21 protein-coding genes are annotated in these 13,495 nt (G+C 41.3%); 18 read left to right on the top strand and 3 right to left on the bottom strand.

Annotated features, from left to right (window positions below):
- Positions 1 to 50: 50 nt before the first annotated feature.
- From CWB65_RS11230 to CWB65_RS20055, 3 genes are all read right to left on the bottom strand, one after another.
- Entirely contained in the window at positions 51 to 1,214 is a 1,164-nt protein-coding gene (locus tag CWB65_RS11230) for a hypothetical protein (protein WP_138740596.1), read from the bottom strand.
- Positions 1,215 to 1,353: 139 nt separating this feature from the next.
- Positions 1,354 to 1,554 (bottom strand): helix-turn-helix transcriptional regulator, encoded by a 201-nt coding sequence (locus CWB65_RS11225; protein ID WP_138740595.1) that lies wholly within the window; start codon positions 1,552 to 1,554, stop codon positions 1,354 to 1,356.
- A gap of 198 nt (positions 1,555 to 1,752) precedes the next feature.
- Positions 1,753 to 1,983: a hypothetical protein gene (locus CWB65_RS20055; RefSeq protein ID WP_249365031.1), complete on the bottom strand. Its 231-nt coding sequence runs from the start codon at positions 1,981 to 1,983 to the stop codon at positions 1,753 to 1,755.
- 229 nt (positions 1,984 to 2,212) lie between these two features.
- On the opposite strand from CWB65_RS20055, the gene CWB65_RS11215 reads away from it, so the two are divergent.
- From CWB65_RS11215 to rplQ, 18 genes are all read left to right on the top strand, one after another.
- Positions 2,213 to 4,183, top strand: a complete 1,971-nt coding sequence (locus CWB65_RS11215) for an AsmA family protein (RefSeq protein ID WP_138740594.1) — start codon at positions 2,213 to 2,215, stop codon at positions 4,181 to 4,183.
- 272 nt (positions 4,184 to 4,455) lie between these two features.
- Positions 4,456 to 4,824: a 50S ribosomal protein L14 gene (gene rplN / locus CWB65_RS11210; protein ID WP_002959498.1), complete on the top strand. Its 369-nt coding sequence runs from the start codon at positions 4,456 to 4,458 to the stop codon at positions 4,822 to 4,824.
- A 10-nt stretch (positions 4,825 to 4,834) separates the two neighbouring features.
- Positions 4,835 to 5,149, top strand: a complete 315-nt coding sequence (gene rplX, locus CWB65_RS11205; RefSeq protein WP_006794243.1) for a 50S ribosomal protein L24 — start codon at positions 4,835 to 4,837, stop codon at positions 5,147 to 5,149.
- A gap of 16 nt (positions 5,150 to 5,165) precedes the next feature.
- A complete protein-coding gene (gene rplE, locus CWB65_RS11200) occupies positions 5,166 to 5,705 on the top strand; it encodes a 50S ribosomal protein L5 (protein ID WP_006794244.1) in 540 nt (179 codons plus the stop codon).
- A 10-nt stretch (positions 5,706 to 5,715) separates the two neighbouring features.
- The gene (rpsN, locus tag CWB65_RS11195; RefSeq protein ID WP_006794245.1) at positions 5,716 to 6,021 is read left to right on the top strand and encodes a 30S ribosomal protein S14; all 306 of its coding nucleotides are present in this window, start codon (positions 5,716 to 5,718) and stop codon (positions 6,019 to 6,021) included.
- 21 nt (positions 6,022 to 6,042) lie between these two features.
- Positions 6,043 to 6,435 carry a 30S ribosomal protein S8 gene (rpsH, locus tag CWB65_RS11190; protein WP_006794246.1) on the top strand — a complete coding sequence of 131 codons (393 nt, stop codon included), beginning with the start codon at positions 6,043 to 6,045 and terminating at the stop codon, positions 6,433 to 6,435.
- A gap of 13 nt (positions 6,436 to 6,448) precedes the next feature.
- Complete coding sequence (rplF, locus tag CWB65_RS11185; protein ID WP_006794247.1) at positions 6,449 to 6,982, top strand: 50S ribosomal protein L6; 534 nt, start codon at positions 6,449 to 6,451, stop codon at positions 6,980 to 6,982.
- Between the two features lie 9 nt (positions 6,983 to 6,991).
- Entirely contained in the window at positions 6,992 to 7,342 is a 351-nt protein-coding gene (rplR, locus tag CWB65_RS11180) for a 50S ribosomal protein L18 (RefSeq protein ID WP_006794248.1), read from the top strand.
- Between the two features lie 9 nt (positions 7,343 to 7,351).
- Positions 7,352 to 7,858: a 30S ribosomal protein S5 gene (gene rpsE / locus CWB65_RS11175; RefSeq protein WP_006794249.1), complete on the top strand. Its 507-nt coding sequence runs from the start codon at positions 7,352 to 7,354 to the stop codon at positions 7,856 to 7,858.
- Between the two features lie 2 nt (positions 7,859 to 7,860).
- On the top strand, positions 7,861 to 8,043 hold the full coding sequence (gene rpmD, locus CWB65_RS11170) for a 50S ribosomal protein L30 (protein ID WP_002959482.1): 183 nt from the start codon (positions 7,861 to 7,863) through the stop codon (positions 8,041 to 8,043).
- Between the two features lie 4 nt (positions 8,044 to 8,047).
- Positions 8,048 to 8,482, top strand: coding sequence for a 50S ribosomal protein L15 (gene rplO / locus CWB65_RS11165; RefSeq protein ID WP_006794250.1), 435 nt, complete (start codon positions 8,048 to 8,050; stop codon positions 8,480 to 8,482).
- Between the two features lie 10 nt (positions 8,483 to 8,492).
- Positions 8,493 to 9,821, top strand: coding sequence for a preprotein translocase subunit SecY (gene secY / locus CWB65_RS11160; protein WP_006794251.1), 1,329 nt, complete (start codon positions 8,493 to 8,495; stop codon positions 9,819 to 9,821).
- Positions 9,822 to 9,843: 22 nt separating this feature from the next.
- Positions 9,844 to 9,957: a 50S ribosomal protein L36 gene (rpmJ, locus tag CWB65_RS11155; protein WP_002959476.1), complete on the top strand. Its 114-nt coding sequence runs from the start codon at positions 9,844 to 9,846 to the stop codon at positions 9,955 to 9,957.
- 125 nt (positions 9,958 to 10,082) lie between these two features.
- Positions 10,083 to 10,439: a 30S ribosomal protein S13 gene (gene rpsM, locus CWB65_RS11150; protein WP_006794252.1), complete on the top strand. Its 357-nt coding sequence runs from the start codon at positions 10,083 to 10,085 to the stop codon at positions 10,437 to 10,439.
- Positions 10,440 to 10,451: 12 nt separating this feature from the next.
- Positions 10,452 to 10,838, top strand: a complete 387-nt coding sequence (gene rpsK / locus CWB65_RS11145) for a 30S ribosomal protein S11 (protein ID WP_002959471.1) — start codon at positions 10,452 to 10,454, stop codon at positions 10,836 to 10,838.
- 21 nt (positions 10,839 to 10,859) lie between these two features.
- Positions 10,860 to 11,480, top strand: a complete 621-nt coding sequence (gene rpsD, locus CWB65_RS11140) for a 30S ribosomal protein S4 (protein ID WP_002959461.1) — start codon at positions 10,860 to 10,862, stop codon at positions 11,478 to 11,480.
- Between the two features lie 24 nt (positions 11,481 to 11,504).
- Complete coding sequence (locus tag CWB65_RS11135; RefSeq protein ID WP_008127834.1) at positions 11,505 to 12,491, top strand: DNA-directed RNA polymerase subunit alpha; 987 nt, start codon at positions 11,505 to 11,507, stop codon at positions 12,489 to 12,491.
- Between the two features lie 39 nt (positions 12,492 to 12,530).
- Positions 12,531 to 12,932: a 50S ribosomal protein L17 gene (gene rplQ / locus CWB65_RS11130; protein WP_006794892.1), complete on the top strand. Its 402-nt coding sequence runs from the start codon at positions 12,531 to 12,533 to the stop codon at positions 12,930 to 12,932.
- Positions 12,933 to 13,495: the final 563 nt, after the last annotated feature.

Below are 13,495 nucleotides of genomic sequence, written 5' to 3'. Positions count from 1 at the left end.
GCATAAAATAATCAAGCTGCACCATGAAAGTACAGCTTGTTTAGAATTATTTAGCCAAATATGGTGCGCATTAGACTAATTGTTTCGTTTACACTGCGACCTTTTTGAACTTCGCTGATTATTGAGTCGCGTTTGCTACGAATATGCTCAGGAATATCATCGGCAGCCAAAGCGCGGTCAACTAAAATTTCAGCAGACTCTTTACCTCTGCGTTGTGTTTTACCCGTTTTAGTGGTGCTACGCTTTGGTTTATTAAGTAATTTAATATAGTTAGAGCTATCTGGTGTTTTGTTATCCGCGTAGTAAAAAAAGCACGGTATAAGCGCTTTAATTGACACTAGTTGCTCTTCTAATTCATTTGAAGCATTTGCCATTTTGTACCATGACATAGCTTGAATGCCTTTTACAATATCTTGCCAGTAACGCTCAAAATCACTATTTTTAAGTTTTGTAACCGCAAGTGCTGCGCATAATGCATCTAAACGACTATTTGTGATTGGCGTAAAAATATCAGGGCGACGCATTGCAAGTAGTCGTGTTGCCGGAGCAAGAGTTGGCTTTTCACTGCTATCAGTAAATATTTTGCTATAAGCAGCTACAAACTGTTGGTACTCGTAATGGGTAATGTCACCTTCAAGAGGAATATTAGCCAGTGCGTCATCAAACGCACCCGGTAAATCACCAATGAGTTGGTGGAAAACTTTAGCACTCTTAGTTGATGCAAACCACTCAACATCAAAATCGTAAGTGCTTGGATCAAGTGAAGCCATATGCTTGCCAGTAAAAGCAAGAAGGTCTTCAGGGATCATGTCTTTTAATGATTGCTCACGAATACTTTTTACGTAACTTGCTAAACGAAGTTGTTCATCAAGTGCAATAACGTCTTTATGTTGCTCTATAAATACACTTACCACAGGCCAAGGGGCTACACGAAGCGTTTTAACTTGTAAAAAGCTGATAGCCGAAATAAGCTGATCATGTAGTTTTTTAAGAACAGGTAGCTGTTGCGGCTCAAGTAAATCGTAGTTAATACGATCTCTGCTTGCGTTTAATAGCTCGTAACACCAAGGTAAAAAATCATCAGGATGGTTTTCTACTTTCACGGCCATAAGGTTAAGGCTTAATTCTGAAGATTGTTTCAGAATGTTCTGATAGATTTGATTTTCTTGCTCGCCTAGTGTCATTTTTGACGGTGAAATTAGCAGTTTTTTCATGCCTTGTAGATACTCCGGATTTATATATATGTATTAGCATTGTGTATTTTAGCTCAAATACGCTAATAACAACAGCGCTGTCCTGCGCGCTGCAGTATTATGGTGTTTAAAATCGGGGTTAATCTAACCTGCTCGGTTATTAATCAGCCTCATCTAATATAAAGAGGCTCTCAACGGGCACGTTAAAGTTAGCTGCAATTTTAAGCGCTATAATGACCGATGGCGTAAATCGATTTGTTTCTACAGTGCTTATTGTTTTACGCGATACGCTTACAGCATCGGCAAGTTCTTGCTGCGAAAGCCCTGCCTCTTTACGAAATTTTGCAATGTTATTTTGCACTTTTGTTCCTAATCTTTGCTTTGCCAAAGAATTGATACGCCATATATTAAACACATTACAGCAAGATAAAACGAGGCCATCATGGTGTGAGACACTTCTAAAGCCAAATCATCTGAGAATAAGTAAACGCCACCCATGCTAAAAAGTAAGCCAAGGACTACATGTTTATAGGCAATGGTGTCGATGGTGTTTAAGTACTCATCTTTGTAGGTTAAGGTGGTATTTCATTTTCCATGTAAACCCGCCTCTGATCACAAACATACAGAATGAACCTAAAAAAGCAGCAGTACCAAAAAACAACAGCGGGGCTGATGTTTGAGTAAGCAGTGGGTAAACACTGATGATTAATAAAGTGACTCCCATGAATAATGAAAACCAAGCATTTTGGCCCATAAACTTTTCTTCATTTTTAATATCATGATTTGACATATATCATTTCCTTTTAAAATTTAACATTATGTAACCTCAGGGTGTCAATGCAACCTTGAGGTATCAATGAGTCAATTATTTTTTGTAACCTAAAGGTATCAAAATGTTTCAGGAACGATTCATATGAAATAAGTAAACTGCTTTTATGAGCTTTTTTTATCTACAGCAATGCTTTTAGGCTTAACACTCGCTATGATAAAAACATAATTTGACCGCTTAAAGGACGAACATGAAAACCTTACTCAAAATTTTTGGTGTAATACTCTTTCTTTGTATTGCGTTAATTGTTGCAGCACCTTTTTTAATTCCTACCGATACCATTTTTAATAAAGTATCAGAGGAAGTTCAAAAAACGACGGGAAGAACGCTAACAATTAATGGTGATAAAACGCTTAGTGTGTTTCCTGCACTAAAGTTAGAGTTGAATGATGTCCACTTTGCTAATATGCAAACAGGTTCGCGAGCTGATATGGCAAGTATGCAGCAGTTAGCGATACATATACCTTGGTTTTCATTATTTGGCGGTGAATTTAAGCTTGATAAGTTTGTAATTAACGAACCCGATATTTTATTAGAAACAGATAAGAATGGTAAAGCTAACTGGCAGTTGTTTGATGCGGTAGCAGAAAAACCAACAGAGCAAGCTGAGCCTGGTGAGGCAATTAAGCTGCCTGCTAGCTTTGATATTGAGCTGGGTGAGGTCGCTATTTATGGCGGGAAGTTTACTTACCTTGATGGAGTAACTGGCGCGAAGCAACAAATTAGTGATTTAGAGTTAGCTATTTTACTCCCTTCTCTTCGCAAAACATTAGAAGTTAAAGGCGGTATTACTTATATGCAAGAGCGTTTTGAGCTGGATATAACATTAGATACACCAGCTAAAGCAATCGAAGGCTCTACATTCAAAGTCACGCAAAGTCTTGACTCACGCTTAGTTAACTTAACTTTCAATGGGGATATTGCTCAGCAGGGGCAAGATATAAAAGGTGAATTAGCGCTCAGTGGTAACTCTGTTAAAGACCTAGCAACTTGGCAAGGGGTAGACTTAAACGCCAAAGAAAACGCGTTTAATGCCTTTAGTGTAAACGGTAAAATGCATCTTGCAGGTGAAACTTTTAATCTTGAACAGTTAATCGCTACATTAGATGAGCTAGAAATAAAAGGTAAGAGTGAGCTTAATTTAGGAGGTCGATTGGCCGTTAATGCTGATATTGACTTGGGCATGCTCGATTTAAACCCTTACTTACCAGAAGCCGTAGCAAAACAGCAAGAACCCGAAAGTAAAGAATCTAAGCCTGCACAGCCAATTGTATGGGACGATACGAAAATTGATTTAAGCGCATTAAATGCACTAGATGCTAATGTAGTTATTCGTTCAAGCGGTTTAAAAGCAAACGATATTGAGCTTGGTGCAAATCAATTTACAGTGGCGATTAACAAGGGTGTGGCTAAATTAAGCTTAGACAGTTTTTCAGCGTATGAAGGCGCTGGTAAAGGTGTAATTACTATTGATGCTCAAAATGCTCCTTATAAGATAGCTACAAACTTTAATTTAACAGATATTGATGCACAGCCGTTATTAACTGATGCAACTGGTTTTGACAAGTTACTCGGTAAAGGCTCTTTAAATTGGAATTTATCTACAGTTGGACAAAGTCAAAAATCGTTTATAAGTGCACTTAATGGCCAATTAGGATTTAAATTTGCAGATGGTGCGGTAAAAGGAGCGAATGTCGCTGAAATGGTTCGCAAAGGTAAAGAAATTATATCAGGGAACTTTGGCGCAGCTTCAGAGGGTTTAGATACTGGTTTTGAAGACGCTGAGCAAACAGACTTTTCTGCGCTTACTGGTAGCTTTGATTTTATAAACGGCGTAGGTAAGAATAAAGACCTGTCGCTAATAAGTCCTTTAATTCGTATTTCCGGTGAAGGGGATGTGGATTTACCCTTCACTAAAGTAGATTACCGCTTGGTAACGGGCATTGTGGATTCAATTGAGGGTCAAGGCACAACCGATGACAGTACAGGCTTTAAAATACCATTGCGTATAAAAGGACCATTTCACGATGTGGGTATAAACTTAGATGTAAGTAATGCCCTAAAAGATGAAGCTAAAAAGAAACTCGATGACGCAAAAGAAAAAGCGAAAGAAAAGGCCAAAGATAAAGTAAAAGACAAATTAAAAGGGCTATTTGGCTAAATAACCACTAGTAAAATAAACAAGGCACTTTTTAAGTGCCTTGTTTATTTTATAACCATTTAAAAAATAGTCACATAGCTTTACCAAGGTTAATAAAATTTCTTCAGTCCTTAAATTAATTAAAAAATAACCTATCGCTGCATGCTCAATGCTGGTACAATTGCCCGCCCTTAAGAGACAACTCGTTTGTTTTTGAGTGGGATTTAATCGAAATGTCTTGATTTTAAACAATTTTAAGACACGTTGTAATTACTACACCGGAGGTCATTAACATGATCCAAATGCAAACTCAGCTGGAAGTTGCTGATAACAGCGGCGCTCGCAAAGTGCAGTGTATAAAAGTCCTTGGTGGTTCACACCGTCGCTACGCAGCGATTGGCGACATCATTAAAGTTTCTGTAAAAGAAGCTATTCCTCGCGGTAAAGTGAAGAAAGGTGATGTTAAAAACGCGGTAGTTGTGCGTACCAGAAAAGGTGTTCGCCGTCCAGATGGTTCTCTGATCCGTTTCGACAGCAACGCGGCTGTTATCTTAAATGATAACTTGCAGCCAATTGGTACACGTATTTTCGGCCCTGTGACTCGCGAACTTCGTAATGACAAGTTCATGAAAATCGTTTCACTAGCCCCAGAAGTACTGTAAGGAGCCAATCATGGCAGCAAAAATCCGTCGTGGTGACGAAGTAATCGTACTAGCAGGTAAAGACAAAGGTAAGCGCGGTAAAGTGCTTTCAGTTGTTACTGAATCTGGTCGAATCTTTGTCGAAGGCATAAACTTGATCAAGAAACACCAAAAGCCGGTTCCACAATTGAACCAAGCTGGCGGCATTGTTGAGAAAGAAGCGTCTATGGACGCATCAAACGTTGCGATCTTCAACTCGGAAACGAGTAAAGCAGATCGTGTAGGTTTCAAGATTGAAGATGGTAAGAAATTACGTATCTTTAAATCTACTGGTAAAACTATCTAATAGTTGGAGTAGAATGATGGCGAAACTGCATGAAGTATATAAAGACAAAGTAGTAGCTGAACTTCAAGAGAAGTTTGGTTTCAGCTCTGTCATGCAAGTCCCTCAGATCGAAAAGATCACATTAAATATGGGCGTGGGCGAAGCCCTAGCTGACAAGAAAATTTTAGATCACGCTGTAGCTGATTTAACTGCAATCTCTGGTCAGAAACCTTTAATCACTAAAGCACGCAAATCTGTTGCTGGCTTTAAAGTGCGTGAAGGCTACCCAATTGGTTGTAAAGTAACCCTACGCGGCGAGCGTATGTGGGACTTTTTTGAGCGTTTGGTATCAATCGCTATCCCACGTATTCGTGACTTCCGTGGCGTAAGTGCTAAGTCTTTTGATGGACGTGGTAACTACAGCATGGGCGTACGTGAACAAATCATCTTCCCAGAAATCGATTACGATAAAGTAGACCGTGTACGCGGTATGGATATCACTATCACTACTTCTGCGAAATCTGATGAGGAAGGCCGTGCGTTGTTAGAAGCGTTTAACTTCCCATTTAAGAAATAAGGGTAGGGTTATGGCAAAGAATTCTATGAAAGCGCGCGAAGCAAAGCGCACAAAACTAGTTGCTCAGTATGCTGAAAAGCGTGCTGCACTAAAAGCTATCATCAGTGATGTTAATACATCTGAAGATGATCGTTGGGACGCGGTACTTAAGCTACAAGCTTTACCTCGTGATTCTAGCCCTGCACGTCAACGTAATCGTTGTAACATTACGGGCCGCCCACATGGTTTCCTTCGCAAATTCGGCATGAGCCGTATTAAAGTTCGCGAAGCAGCTATGCGCGGTGAAATTCCTGGCCTTAAAAAGGCTAGCTGGTAATAGAATCATGGGAGTAAGACTATGAGCTTGCAAGATCCTATCGCGGATTTGTTCACACGTATCCGTAACGGTCAATCAGCGAAGAAAGTATCTGTAACGATGCCAACTTCAAAGCTGAAAGTAGCATTAGCTAAAGTACTAAAAGACGAAGGTTACATCGTAGACTACGCAGTTAACGGTGAAGTTAAACCTGAGCTTTCTATCGAGTTGAAGTACTTCGAAGGCAAAGCTGTAATTGAAAATATCCAGCGTGTAAGTCGCCCTGGTTTACGTATCTATAAGAAACGTGACGAATTACCGAAGGTAATGGGTGGTCTTGGTATCGCTATCGTATCAACTTCTAAAGGCCTAATGACAGACCGCGCAGCACGTAGTGCTGGTGTTGGTGGTGAAATCATTGGCTTTGTAGCTTAATCGGAGGGGAACTATGTCTCGCATAGCAAAGGCACCAATTAATGTTCCTGCCGGTGTAGAAGTTACATTGAAAGGCCAGGAAATCACAGTTAAAGGCAAAAACGGTGAACTTACTCGTACTATCAACGACGCAGTTGAAGTACAAGTTAACGACAACGTTATTACAACTTTACCTCGTGAAGGCGTAGCAAATGCATGGGCACAAGCAGGTACTGCTCGCGCTCTAATCAACAACATGGTTGTTGGTACGCATGAAGGTTACGAGAAGAAACTTCAGTTAGTAGGCGTTGGTTACCGTGCTGCAGCTAAGGGTAAAGTTTTAGACTTAACACTTGGCTTCTCACACCCAGTTAATTTCGCAGTTCCTGAAGGAATTACGATTGAAACTCCAAGCCAAACAGAAGTTCTAGTTAAGGGCGTAGATAAGCAGTTAGTTGGTCAAACAGCTGCTAACATTCGTGCATATCGTAAACCTGAGCCTTATAAAGGTAAAGGTGTTCGCTATTCAGATGAGAATGTACGCCGTAAAGAGGCTAAGAAGAAGTAAGGTAAGACGATGGATAAAAAAACAGCTCGTCTACGTCGTGCTAAACGCACTCGTAGAAATTATATTGAACAAGGCACAACGCGTCTTGTTATCCACCGCACGCCACGTCACATTTACGCTCAAGTAATTAATGCTGAGGGTAATGTACTGGCTGCTGCTTCTACTGTTGAGAAGGCTATTAGCGAAACAGTTAAAGGCACCGGTAACGTTGAAGCTGCGCAAGCAGTTGGCAAAGCGGTTGCTGAACGTGCGGCTGACAAAGGCATCGAAAAGATTGCTTTTGATCGCAGTGGCTTTAAATATCACGGCCGTGTGAAGGCGCTAGCTGATGCTGCGCGTGAAGCCGGTTTGCAATTCTAGGAGTAGACAATGGCTAACGTAGAAGCAAAGCAACAACAGCCTGATCTAGCTGAAAAGCTAATCGCGGTAAACCGTGTGTCTAAAGTAGTTAAAGGTGGTCGTATCTTTAGCTTTACTGCACTAACTGTAGTTGGTGACGGCGCAGGTAAAGTAGGTTTTGGTTATGGTAAAGCACGTGAAGTTCCAGCTGCTATTCAAAAAGCAATGGAAAAAGCACGTCGCAACATGATCAATGTAGACCTAAATGGCAATACATTACAGCATCCTGTTAAGGGACGTCATGCTGGCTCACTAGTGTTCATGAAACCAGCCTCTGAAGGTACTGGTATCATCGCAGGTGGTGCTATGCGTGCAGTACTAGAAGTGACTGGTGTTCAGAACGTACTATCTAAATGTTACGGTTCTACTAACCCAATCAACGTAGTACGTGCAACGATTTCGGCTCTTGAGAATATGAATTCTCCACAGTCTATCGCTGCAAAACGTGGCCTTCGCGTAGAAGAAATACTGGGGTAACCATGGCTAATCAAACTGTAAAAGTAACACAAGTAAAAAGCTCTATCGGTCGTTTACCGAAGCATAAAGCTACATTACGCGGTCTTGGTTTACGTCGTATCAATCACACTGTTGAGTTAGAAGACACAGCATGTGTACGTGGTATGATAAACAAGGTTTCTTACATGGTTAAGGTAGAGGGTTAATTTCATGCATTTGAATACACTTTCACCTGCTGCAGGTTCAAAAACTGCCCCTAAACGTGTTGGTCGTGGTATCGGTTCTGGTCTTGGTAAGACTGGTGGCCGTGGTCACAAAGGTCAAAAGTCACGTTCTGGCGGTAAAGTACGCGTTGGTTTTGAAGGCGGTCAAATGCCTATGCAACGTCGTCTACCTAAATTTGGTTTTACTTCACGCAAATCGTTAGTATCTGCAGAAGTTAACCTTTTTGAAATCGCTAAAGTTGAAGGCGATGTGGTAGACCTAAGCGCGTTACAAGCAGCTGGTCTAGTTAAAAAGAACGTTCTTTTCGTTAAAGTTGTTAAATCTGGTGAAGTTTCACGCGCTGTTACACTTAAAGGCCTTAAAGCCTCTAAGGGTGCACGCGAAGCTATTGAAGCTGCCGGAGGCAAGGTAGAAGACTAAGGAAGTACAAATGGCTAAACCAGGTCAAGATACACAAAGTGCACAAGGTGGGCTTTCGGAATTGAAGCGTCGATTACTCTTCGTATTGGGCGCTATCATAATTTACCGTCTAGGTTCATTTGTGCCGATCCCTGGGATTGACGCCGCTGTACTTGCCGATTTCTTCGAGCAACAAAAGGGCACCATTGTTGAAATGTTCAACATGTTCAGTGGTGGTGCACTTGAGCGAGCTTCAGTGTTAGCGCTGGGTATTATGCCGTATATCTCGGCTTCGATTATTACGCAACTATTAACGCATATGTATCCTCCGTTTATAGAGCTTAAGAAAGAAGGTGAGCAAGGGCGTAAAAAAATTAGCCAGTACACACGCTACGGCACGCTTGTGCTAGCTACTATCCAATCTATCGGTATTGCTACTAGCTTACCGGGCATGATGAACGGGTTAGTTGTTAATCCGGGTATGGGTTTCTATTTCACCGCTGTGGTGAGCTTAGTAACTGGTACTATGTTCCTTATGTGGTTGGGTGAACAAATAACAGAACGTGGTATCGGTAACGGTATTTCAGTTCTAATATTTGTTGGTATTGTAGCTAACTTGCCGTCTGCTATTGGTTCGACAGTCGAAATGGCGCGCCAAGGTGATTTGAATGTTTTTGTACTACTGATGGTTGCGGTTATAGTATTCGCTGTTACTTATCTTGTAGTGTTTTTCGAACGTGGACAACGACGTATTGTTGTTAACTACGCTAAACGCCAACAAGGTCGTCAAGTATTTGCTGCTCAAAGCACGCATTTACCACTAAAAGTAAACATGGCGGGTGTTATTCCACCAATCTTTGCTAGTAGTATAATTCTGTTCCCTGGTACAATTGCTAGCTGGTTCGGCCAAGGTGAAGGTCCTGTCGCTGATGCATTACAAGCTGTTGCTACAACGTTGACTCCAGGTCAACCTTTGTACTCACTTGTATTAGCTGCGGCAATTATCTTCTTCTGCTTTTTCTATACAGCGTTGGTGTTTAACCCTCGTGAAACTGCAGATAACCTTAAGAAATCTGGCGCATTTATCCCAGGTATTCGTCCAGGTGAGCAGACATCTAAATACATTGATAAAGTGATGACACGCCTGACATTGGCAGGTGCTTTGTATATAACCTTTATCTGTCTGGTGCCCGAATTCATGACTATGGCATGGCAAACGCCATTCTATTTCGGCGGTACATCAATTTTGATTATCGTTGTTGTAATCATGGACTTTATGGCACAAGTACAGACTCACCTGATGTCTCATCAGTATGATTCTGTGCTGAAAAAAGCGAACCTTAAAGGCTACGGTCGATAAGGTCAGTTTACGGAGTTGAGCAATGAAAGTACGTGCTTCCGTTAAGAAAATATGCCGTAACTGTAAAGTTATTAAACGTGCTGGTGTAGTACGCGTAATTTGCAGTGAGCCTAAGCATAAGCAAAGGCAAGGCTAAGTAAACAGTCGTGCAGGCTGAGATTTCTCGGCCTGTGTTTTTAGTAGTGATTTGGTCTTCGTTTGAGTATCCTTACGGGCTTTTCAAACTTTTGATTACCAAATTCGAATATAGGAGATGTGTTAGTGGCCCGTATTGCTGGCATTAACGTCCCTGATCATAAACATGCAGTTATTGGTTTAACAGCTATTTATGGCATAGGTAAGACTCGCTCTAAGGCTATCTTAGCAGCGACTGGTATCGCCGAAACCACAAAAATCGGTGAACTTTCTGACGAAACACTTGACGTACTGCGTGATGCAGTTGGCAAGTACACTGTTGAAGGTGACCTTCGTCGTGAAGTTACATTAAATATCAAGCGCCTTATGGACCTTGGTTGTTACCGTGGCCTACGTCACCGTCGCTCTTTACCACTACGTGGTCAAAGAACTAAGACTAACGCGCGTACCCGTAAGGGTCCTCGTAAGCCTATTAAGCGATAAGGGGATAGTATTATGGCTAAGACACCAATTCGTCGTAAAAAGGTTAAAAAACAAGTTGCTGATGGTATGGCTCATGTTCATGCTTCTTTCAACAACACTATTGTAACGATTACCGACCGTCAAGGTAATGCACTATCATGGGCTACTGCCGGTGGTTCAGGTTTCCGTGGTTCACGTAAATCTACACCATTTGCTGCTCAGGTTGCTGCAGAGCGTGCAGGTACTGCTGCTCAAGAATACGGTTTAAAAAATCTAGAAGTTTTCATCAAAGGTCCAGGTCCAGGTCGTGAATCTGCCGTACGTGCTTTGAATGCTGCTGGTTACCGTATTACCAACATTACTGACGTGACGCCAATACCACATAATGGTTGTCGTCCACCGAAGAAACGTCGCGTTTAACAATAGGTTAGGAGAAATAACATGGCAAGATATTTGGGCCCTAAGCTCAAGCTGAGTCGTCGTGAAGGTACTGACCTGTTCCTTAAGAGCGGCGTAAGAGCTATCGACTCTAAGTGTAAACTTGAGACTGCACCTGGTCAGCACGGCGCTCGTAAAGGTCGTCTATCTGATTACGGTTTACAATTACGTGAAAAGCAAAAAGTTCGTCGTATCTACGGTGTACTAGAAAAGCAATTCCGTAACTACTATAAAGAAGCTGCTCGCCTTAAAGGTAATACAGGTGAAAACTTGTTACAGCTTTTAGAGCAACGTTTAGACAATGTTGTATATCGCATGGGTTTTGCTAGCACACGCGCTGAAGCACGTCAGTTAGTAAGCCATAAAGCGATTCTAGTTAATGGTCGTGTTGTGAACATTCCTTCATACGTAATTACTCCAGAAGATACTGTAGTAATCCGTGAGAAGTCTAAGACACAAGCACGTATCATCGCTGCTCTAGAGTTGGCTGAGCAACGTGAAAAGCCGACTTGGGTTGAAGTTGACGGTAAGAAATTGGAAGGCAGCTTTAAGCGTCTACCTGAGCGTTCAGACCTGTCTGCGGACATTAATGAACAACTAATCGTCGAACTTTACTCTAAGTAAAGTTAAGAGTTAAGAGAGGATAAAATGCAGGGTTCTGTTACAGAATTTCTAAAACCAAGGTTAGTCGACATCGACGCTATCAACCCAACGCGTTCTAAAATAGTTTTAGAGCCATTAGAGCGTGGCTTTGGTCACACTCTGGGTAATGCTTTACGCCGTATATTACTTTCATCTATGCCTGGATGTGCAGTAACTGAAGTAGAAATCGACGGTGTATTACATGAGTACAGCGCGAAAGAAGGCGTTCAAGAAGACATCATTGAAATACTATTAAACCTTAAAGGTTTAGCAGTAACGTTAGAAGGCAAAGATGAAGTTTTTCTGACCCTGACCAAATCTGGTGTAGGCCCTGTTACTGCGGCTGATATTCAGCACGATGGCGATGTAACTATTGCTAATCCAGATCACGTTATCTGTAATTTAACTACAGGTAACAGCGAGATCAGCATGCGTATTCGTGTTGAGCGCGGTCGTGGTTATGTGCCGGCATCTAGTCGTTTATCCTCTGATGACGATGAGCGTCCAATTGGTAGATTGTTGCTTGATGCATCATTCAGCCCAGTTGAACGTATTGCGTACTCGGTTGAATCAGCTCGAGTTGAGCAACGTACAGATTTAGACAAATTAATCATTGATATGGAAACAAACGGTACATTAGATCCTGAAGAAGCGATCCGCCGTGCGTCTACTATCTTAGCTGAGCAATTAGATGCATTCGTAGATTTACGCGATGTAACTGAGCCAGAAGAGAAAGAAGAGAAACCAGAATTCGATCCTATTCTGCTTCGTCCAGTCGATGATCTTGAACTAACAGTACGCTCAGCAAATTGTTTGAAAGCCGAGCAAATTCAATATATCGGTGATTTAGTTCAGCGCACTGAGGTTGAGCTTCTTAAAACGCCTAATTTAGGTAAGAAGTCTCTAACTGAAATTAAAGACGTGCTAGCTTCACGTGGTCTTTCTCTAGGTATGCGCCTAGAAAACTGGCCACCTGCAAGTTTAGCTGAATAATCTAAATCACTATATTAGTTTAGTTAGAAGGATAGGGTCATGCGCCATCGTAAGAGTGGTCGTCAATTAAACCGTAACAGTAGCCATCGTAAAGCGATGTTCAGCAATATGGCAGGTTCTTTGGTGAAACATGAAATCATCAAAACTACTTTGCCAAAAGCGAAAGAGTTACGTCGTGTAATTGAACCTTTAATCACACTGGCTAAGACTGACAGTGTAGCAAACCGCCGTTTAGCGTTTGCTCGCACACGCGACAATGAAGTTGTTGGTAAATTATTCAGTGAAATCGGTCCACGTAACGCGGATCGTCCAGGTGGTTACACTCGTATTCTTAAGTGTGGCTTCCGTACTGGTGATAATGCACCAATGGCTTATATTGAACTAGTTGGTCGCCCAGCGACTAGCGAAGAAGTTCAAGAAGACGCACAGTCTGCAGAGTAAGTCTTAAAGAAACCTAAAAGCCGAGCTTATGCTCGGCTTTTTAATGCCTGAAATTTACAAATTAAACTTCTGCATTATTATATTTACCTATTACCTATTACCTATTACCTATTACCCATTTACCACTAATCTCAAGTGCTCCAAAACACAGCTCTATTACATTAATGATTCAGCGAAGTGAGTAGCATTGCTATAAAAACGGTAACGTTAAACCTAAGAAAAATCATAAGCTAATATGGTTGTTACCATAATTTCCTTTCAAATAAGCACTAGAAAGATATTTATCATCATACACTTAGTAAAATGGCGCTATTACATAAATAAAGCTTACTATTAGTTGTGTTTTTGAGCGTTTAGCTCAAATACTCATCGAACAGTATGTTTTTTCAAGTTTTCTTCAAAAAAGGGTTGATCTGTTTTCGGATCTCCCTATAATGCGACCCTACTGAGACGGCAGAGCAGGCAACGCCTAGCGAGGCAAGCAAACCACTTAGTGAGTCGAGTAAAACTTGAGTTTAGATTTTTATAAAATTTAAAATTAAGTGTTGAGAATAATAAAGTAA

The sequence above is a fragment of the Pseudoalteromonas sp. S554 genome, from assembly GCF_005930865.1.
In the GTDB taxonomy this organism is placed as follows: Bacteria; Pseudomonadota; Gammaproteobacteria; order Enterobacterales; family Alteromonadaceae; genus Pseudoalteromonas; species Pseudoalteromonas marina.
The sequence above is the reverse complement of the archived record's forward strand: the minus strand, read 5'-3'. Positions and strand labels throughout refer to the sequence as shown.

Excerpts from the sequence above, each read along its gene's own strand:
- rplX (WP_006794243.1), top strand. The coding sequence starts at position 4,835 with ATGGCAGCAAAAATCCGTCGTGGTGACGAAGTAATCGTACTAGCAGGT.
- rpsH (WP_006794246.1), top strand. The coding sequence starts at position 6,043 with ATGAGCTTGCAAGATCCTATCGCGGATTTGTTCACACGTATCCGTAAC.
- rpsE (WP_006794249.1), top strand. The coding sequence starts at position 7,352 with ATGGCTAACGTAGAAGCAAAGCAACAACAGCCTGATCTAGCTGAAAAG.
- CWB65_RS20055 (WP_249365031.1), bottom strand. The coding sequence starts at position 1,983 with ATGTCAAATCATGATATTAAAAATGAAGAAAAGTTTATGGGCCAAAAT.
- CWB65_RS11215 (WP_138740594.1), top strand. The coding sequence starts at position 2,213 with ATGAAAACCTTACTCAAAATTTTTGGTGTAATACTCTTTCTTTGTATT.
- rpsK (WP_002959471.1), top strand. The coding sequence starts at position 10,452 with ATGGCTAAGACACCAATTCGTCGTAAAAAGGTTAAAAAACAAGTTGCT.
- rpsN (WP_006794245.1), top strand. The coding sequence starts at position 5,716 with ATGGCAAAGAATTCTATGAAAGCGCGCGAAGCAAAGCGCACAAAACTA.
- rpmD (WP_002959482.1), top strand. The coding sequence starts at position 7,861 with ATGGCTAATCAAACTGTAAAAGTAACACAAGTAAAAAGCTCTATCGGT.
- rplR (WP_006794248.1), top strand. The coding sequence starts at position 6,992 with ATGGATAAAAAAACAGCTCGTCTACGTCGTGCTAAACGCACTCGTAGA.
- secY (WP_006794251.1), top strand. The coding sequence starts at position 8,493 with ATGGCTAAACCAGGTCAAGATACACAAAGTGCACAAGGTGGGCTTTCG.
- rplE (WP_006794244.1), top strand. The coding sequence starts at position 5,166 with ATGGCGAAACTGCATGAAGTATATAAAGACAAAGTAGTAGCTGAACTT.
- rplQ (WP_006794892.1), top strand. The coding sequence starts at position 12,531 with ATGCGCCATCGTAAGAGTGGTCGTCAATTAAACCGTAACAGTAGCCAT.
- CWB65_RS11135 (WP_008127834.1), top strand. The coding sequence starts at position 11,505 with ATGCAGGGTTCTGTTACAGAATTTCTAAAACCAAGGTTAGTCGACATC.
- rplN (WP_002959498.1), top strand. The coding sequence starts at position 4,456 with ATGATCCAAATGCAAACTCAGCTGGAAGTTGCTGATAACAGCGGCGCT.
- rpsD (WP_002959461.1), top strand. The coding sequence starts at position 10,860 with ATGGCAAGATATTTGGGCCCTAAGCTCAAGCTGAGTCGTCGTGAAGGT.
- rplO (WP_006794250.1), top strand. The coding sequence starts at position 8,048 with ATGCATTTGAATACACTTTCACCTGCTGCAGGTTCAAAAACTGCCCCT.
- CWB65_RS11230 (WP_138740596.1), bottom strand. The coding sequence starts at position 1,214 with ATGAAAAAACTGCTAATTTCACCGTCAAAAATGACACTAGGCGAGCAA.
- rpmJ (WP_002959476.1), top strand. The coding sequence starts at position 9,844 with ATGAAAGTACGTGCTTCCGTTAAGAAAATATGCCGTAACTGTAAAGTT.
- rplF (WP_006794247.1), top strand. The coding sequence starts at position 6,449 with ATGTCTCGCATAGCAAAGGCACCAATTAATGTTCCTGCCGGTGTAGAA.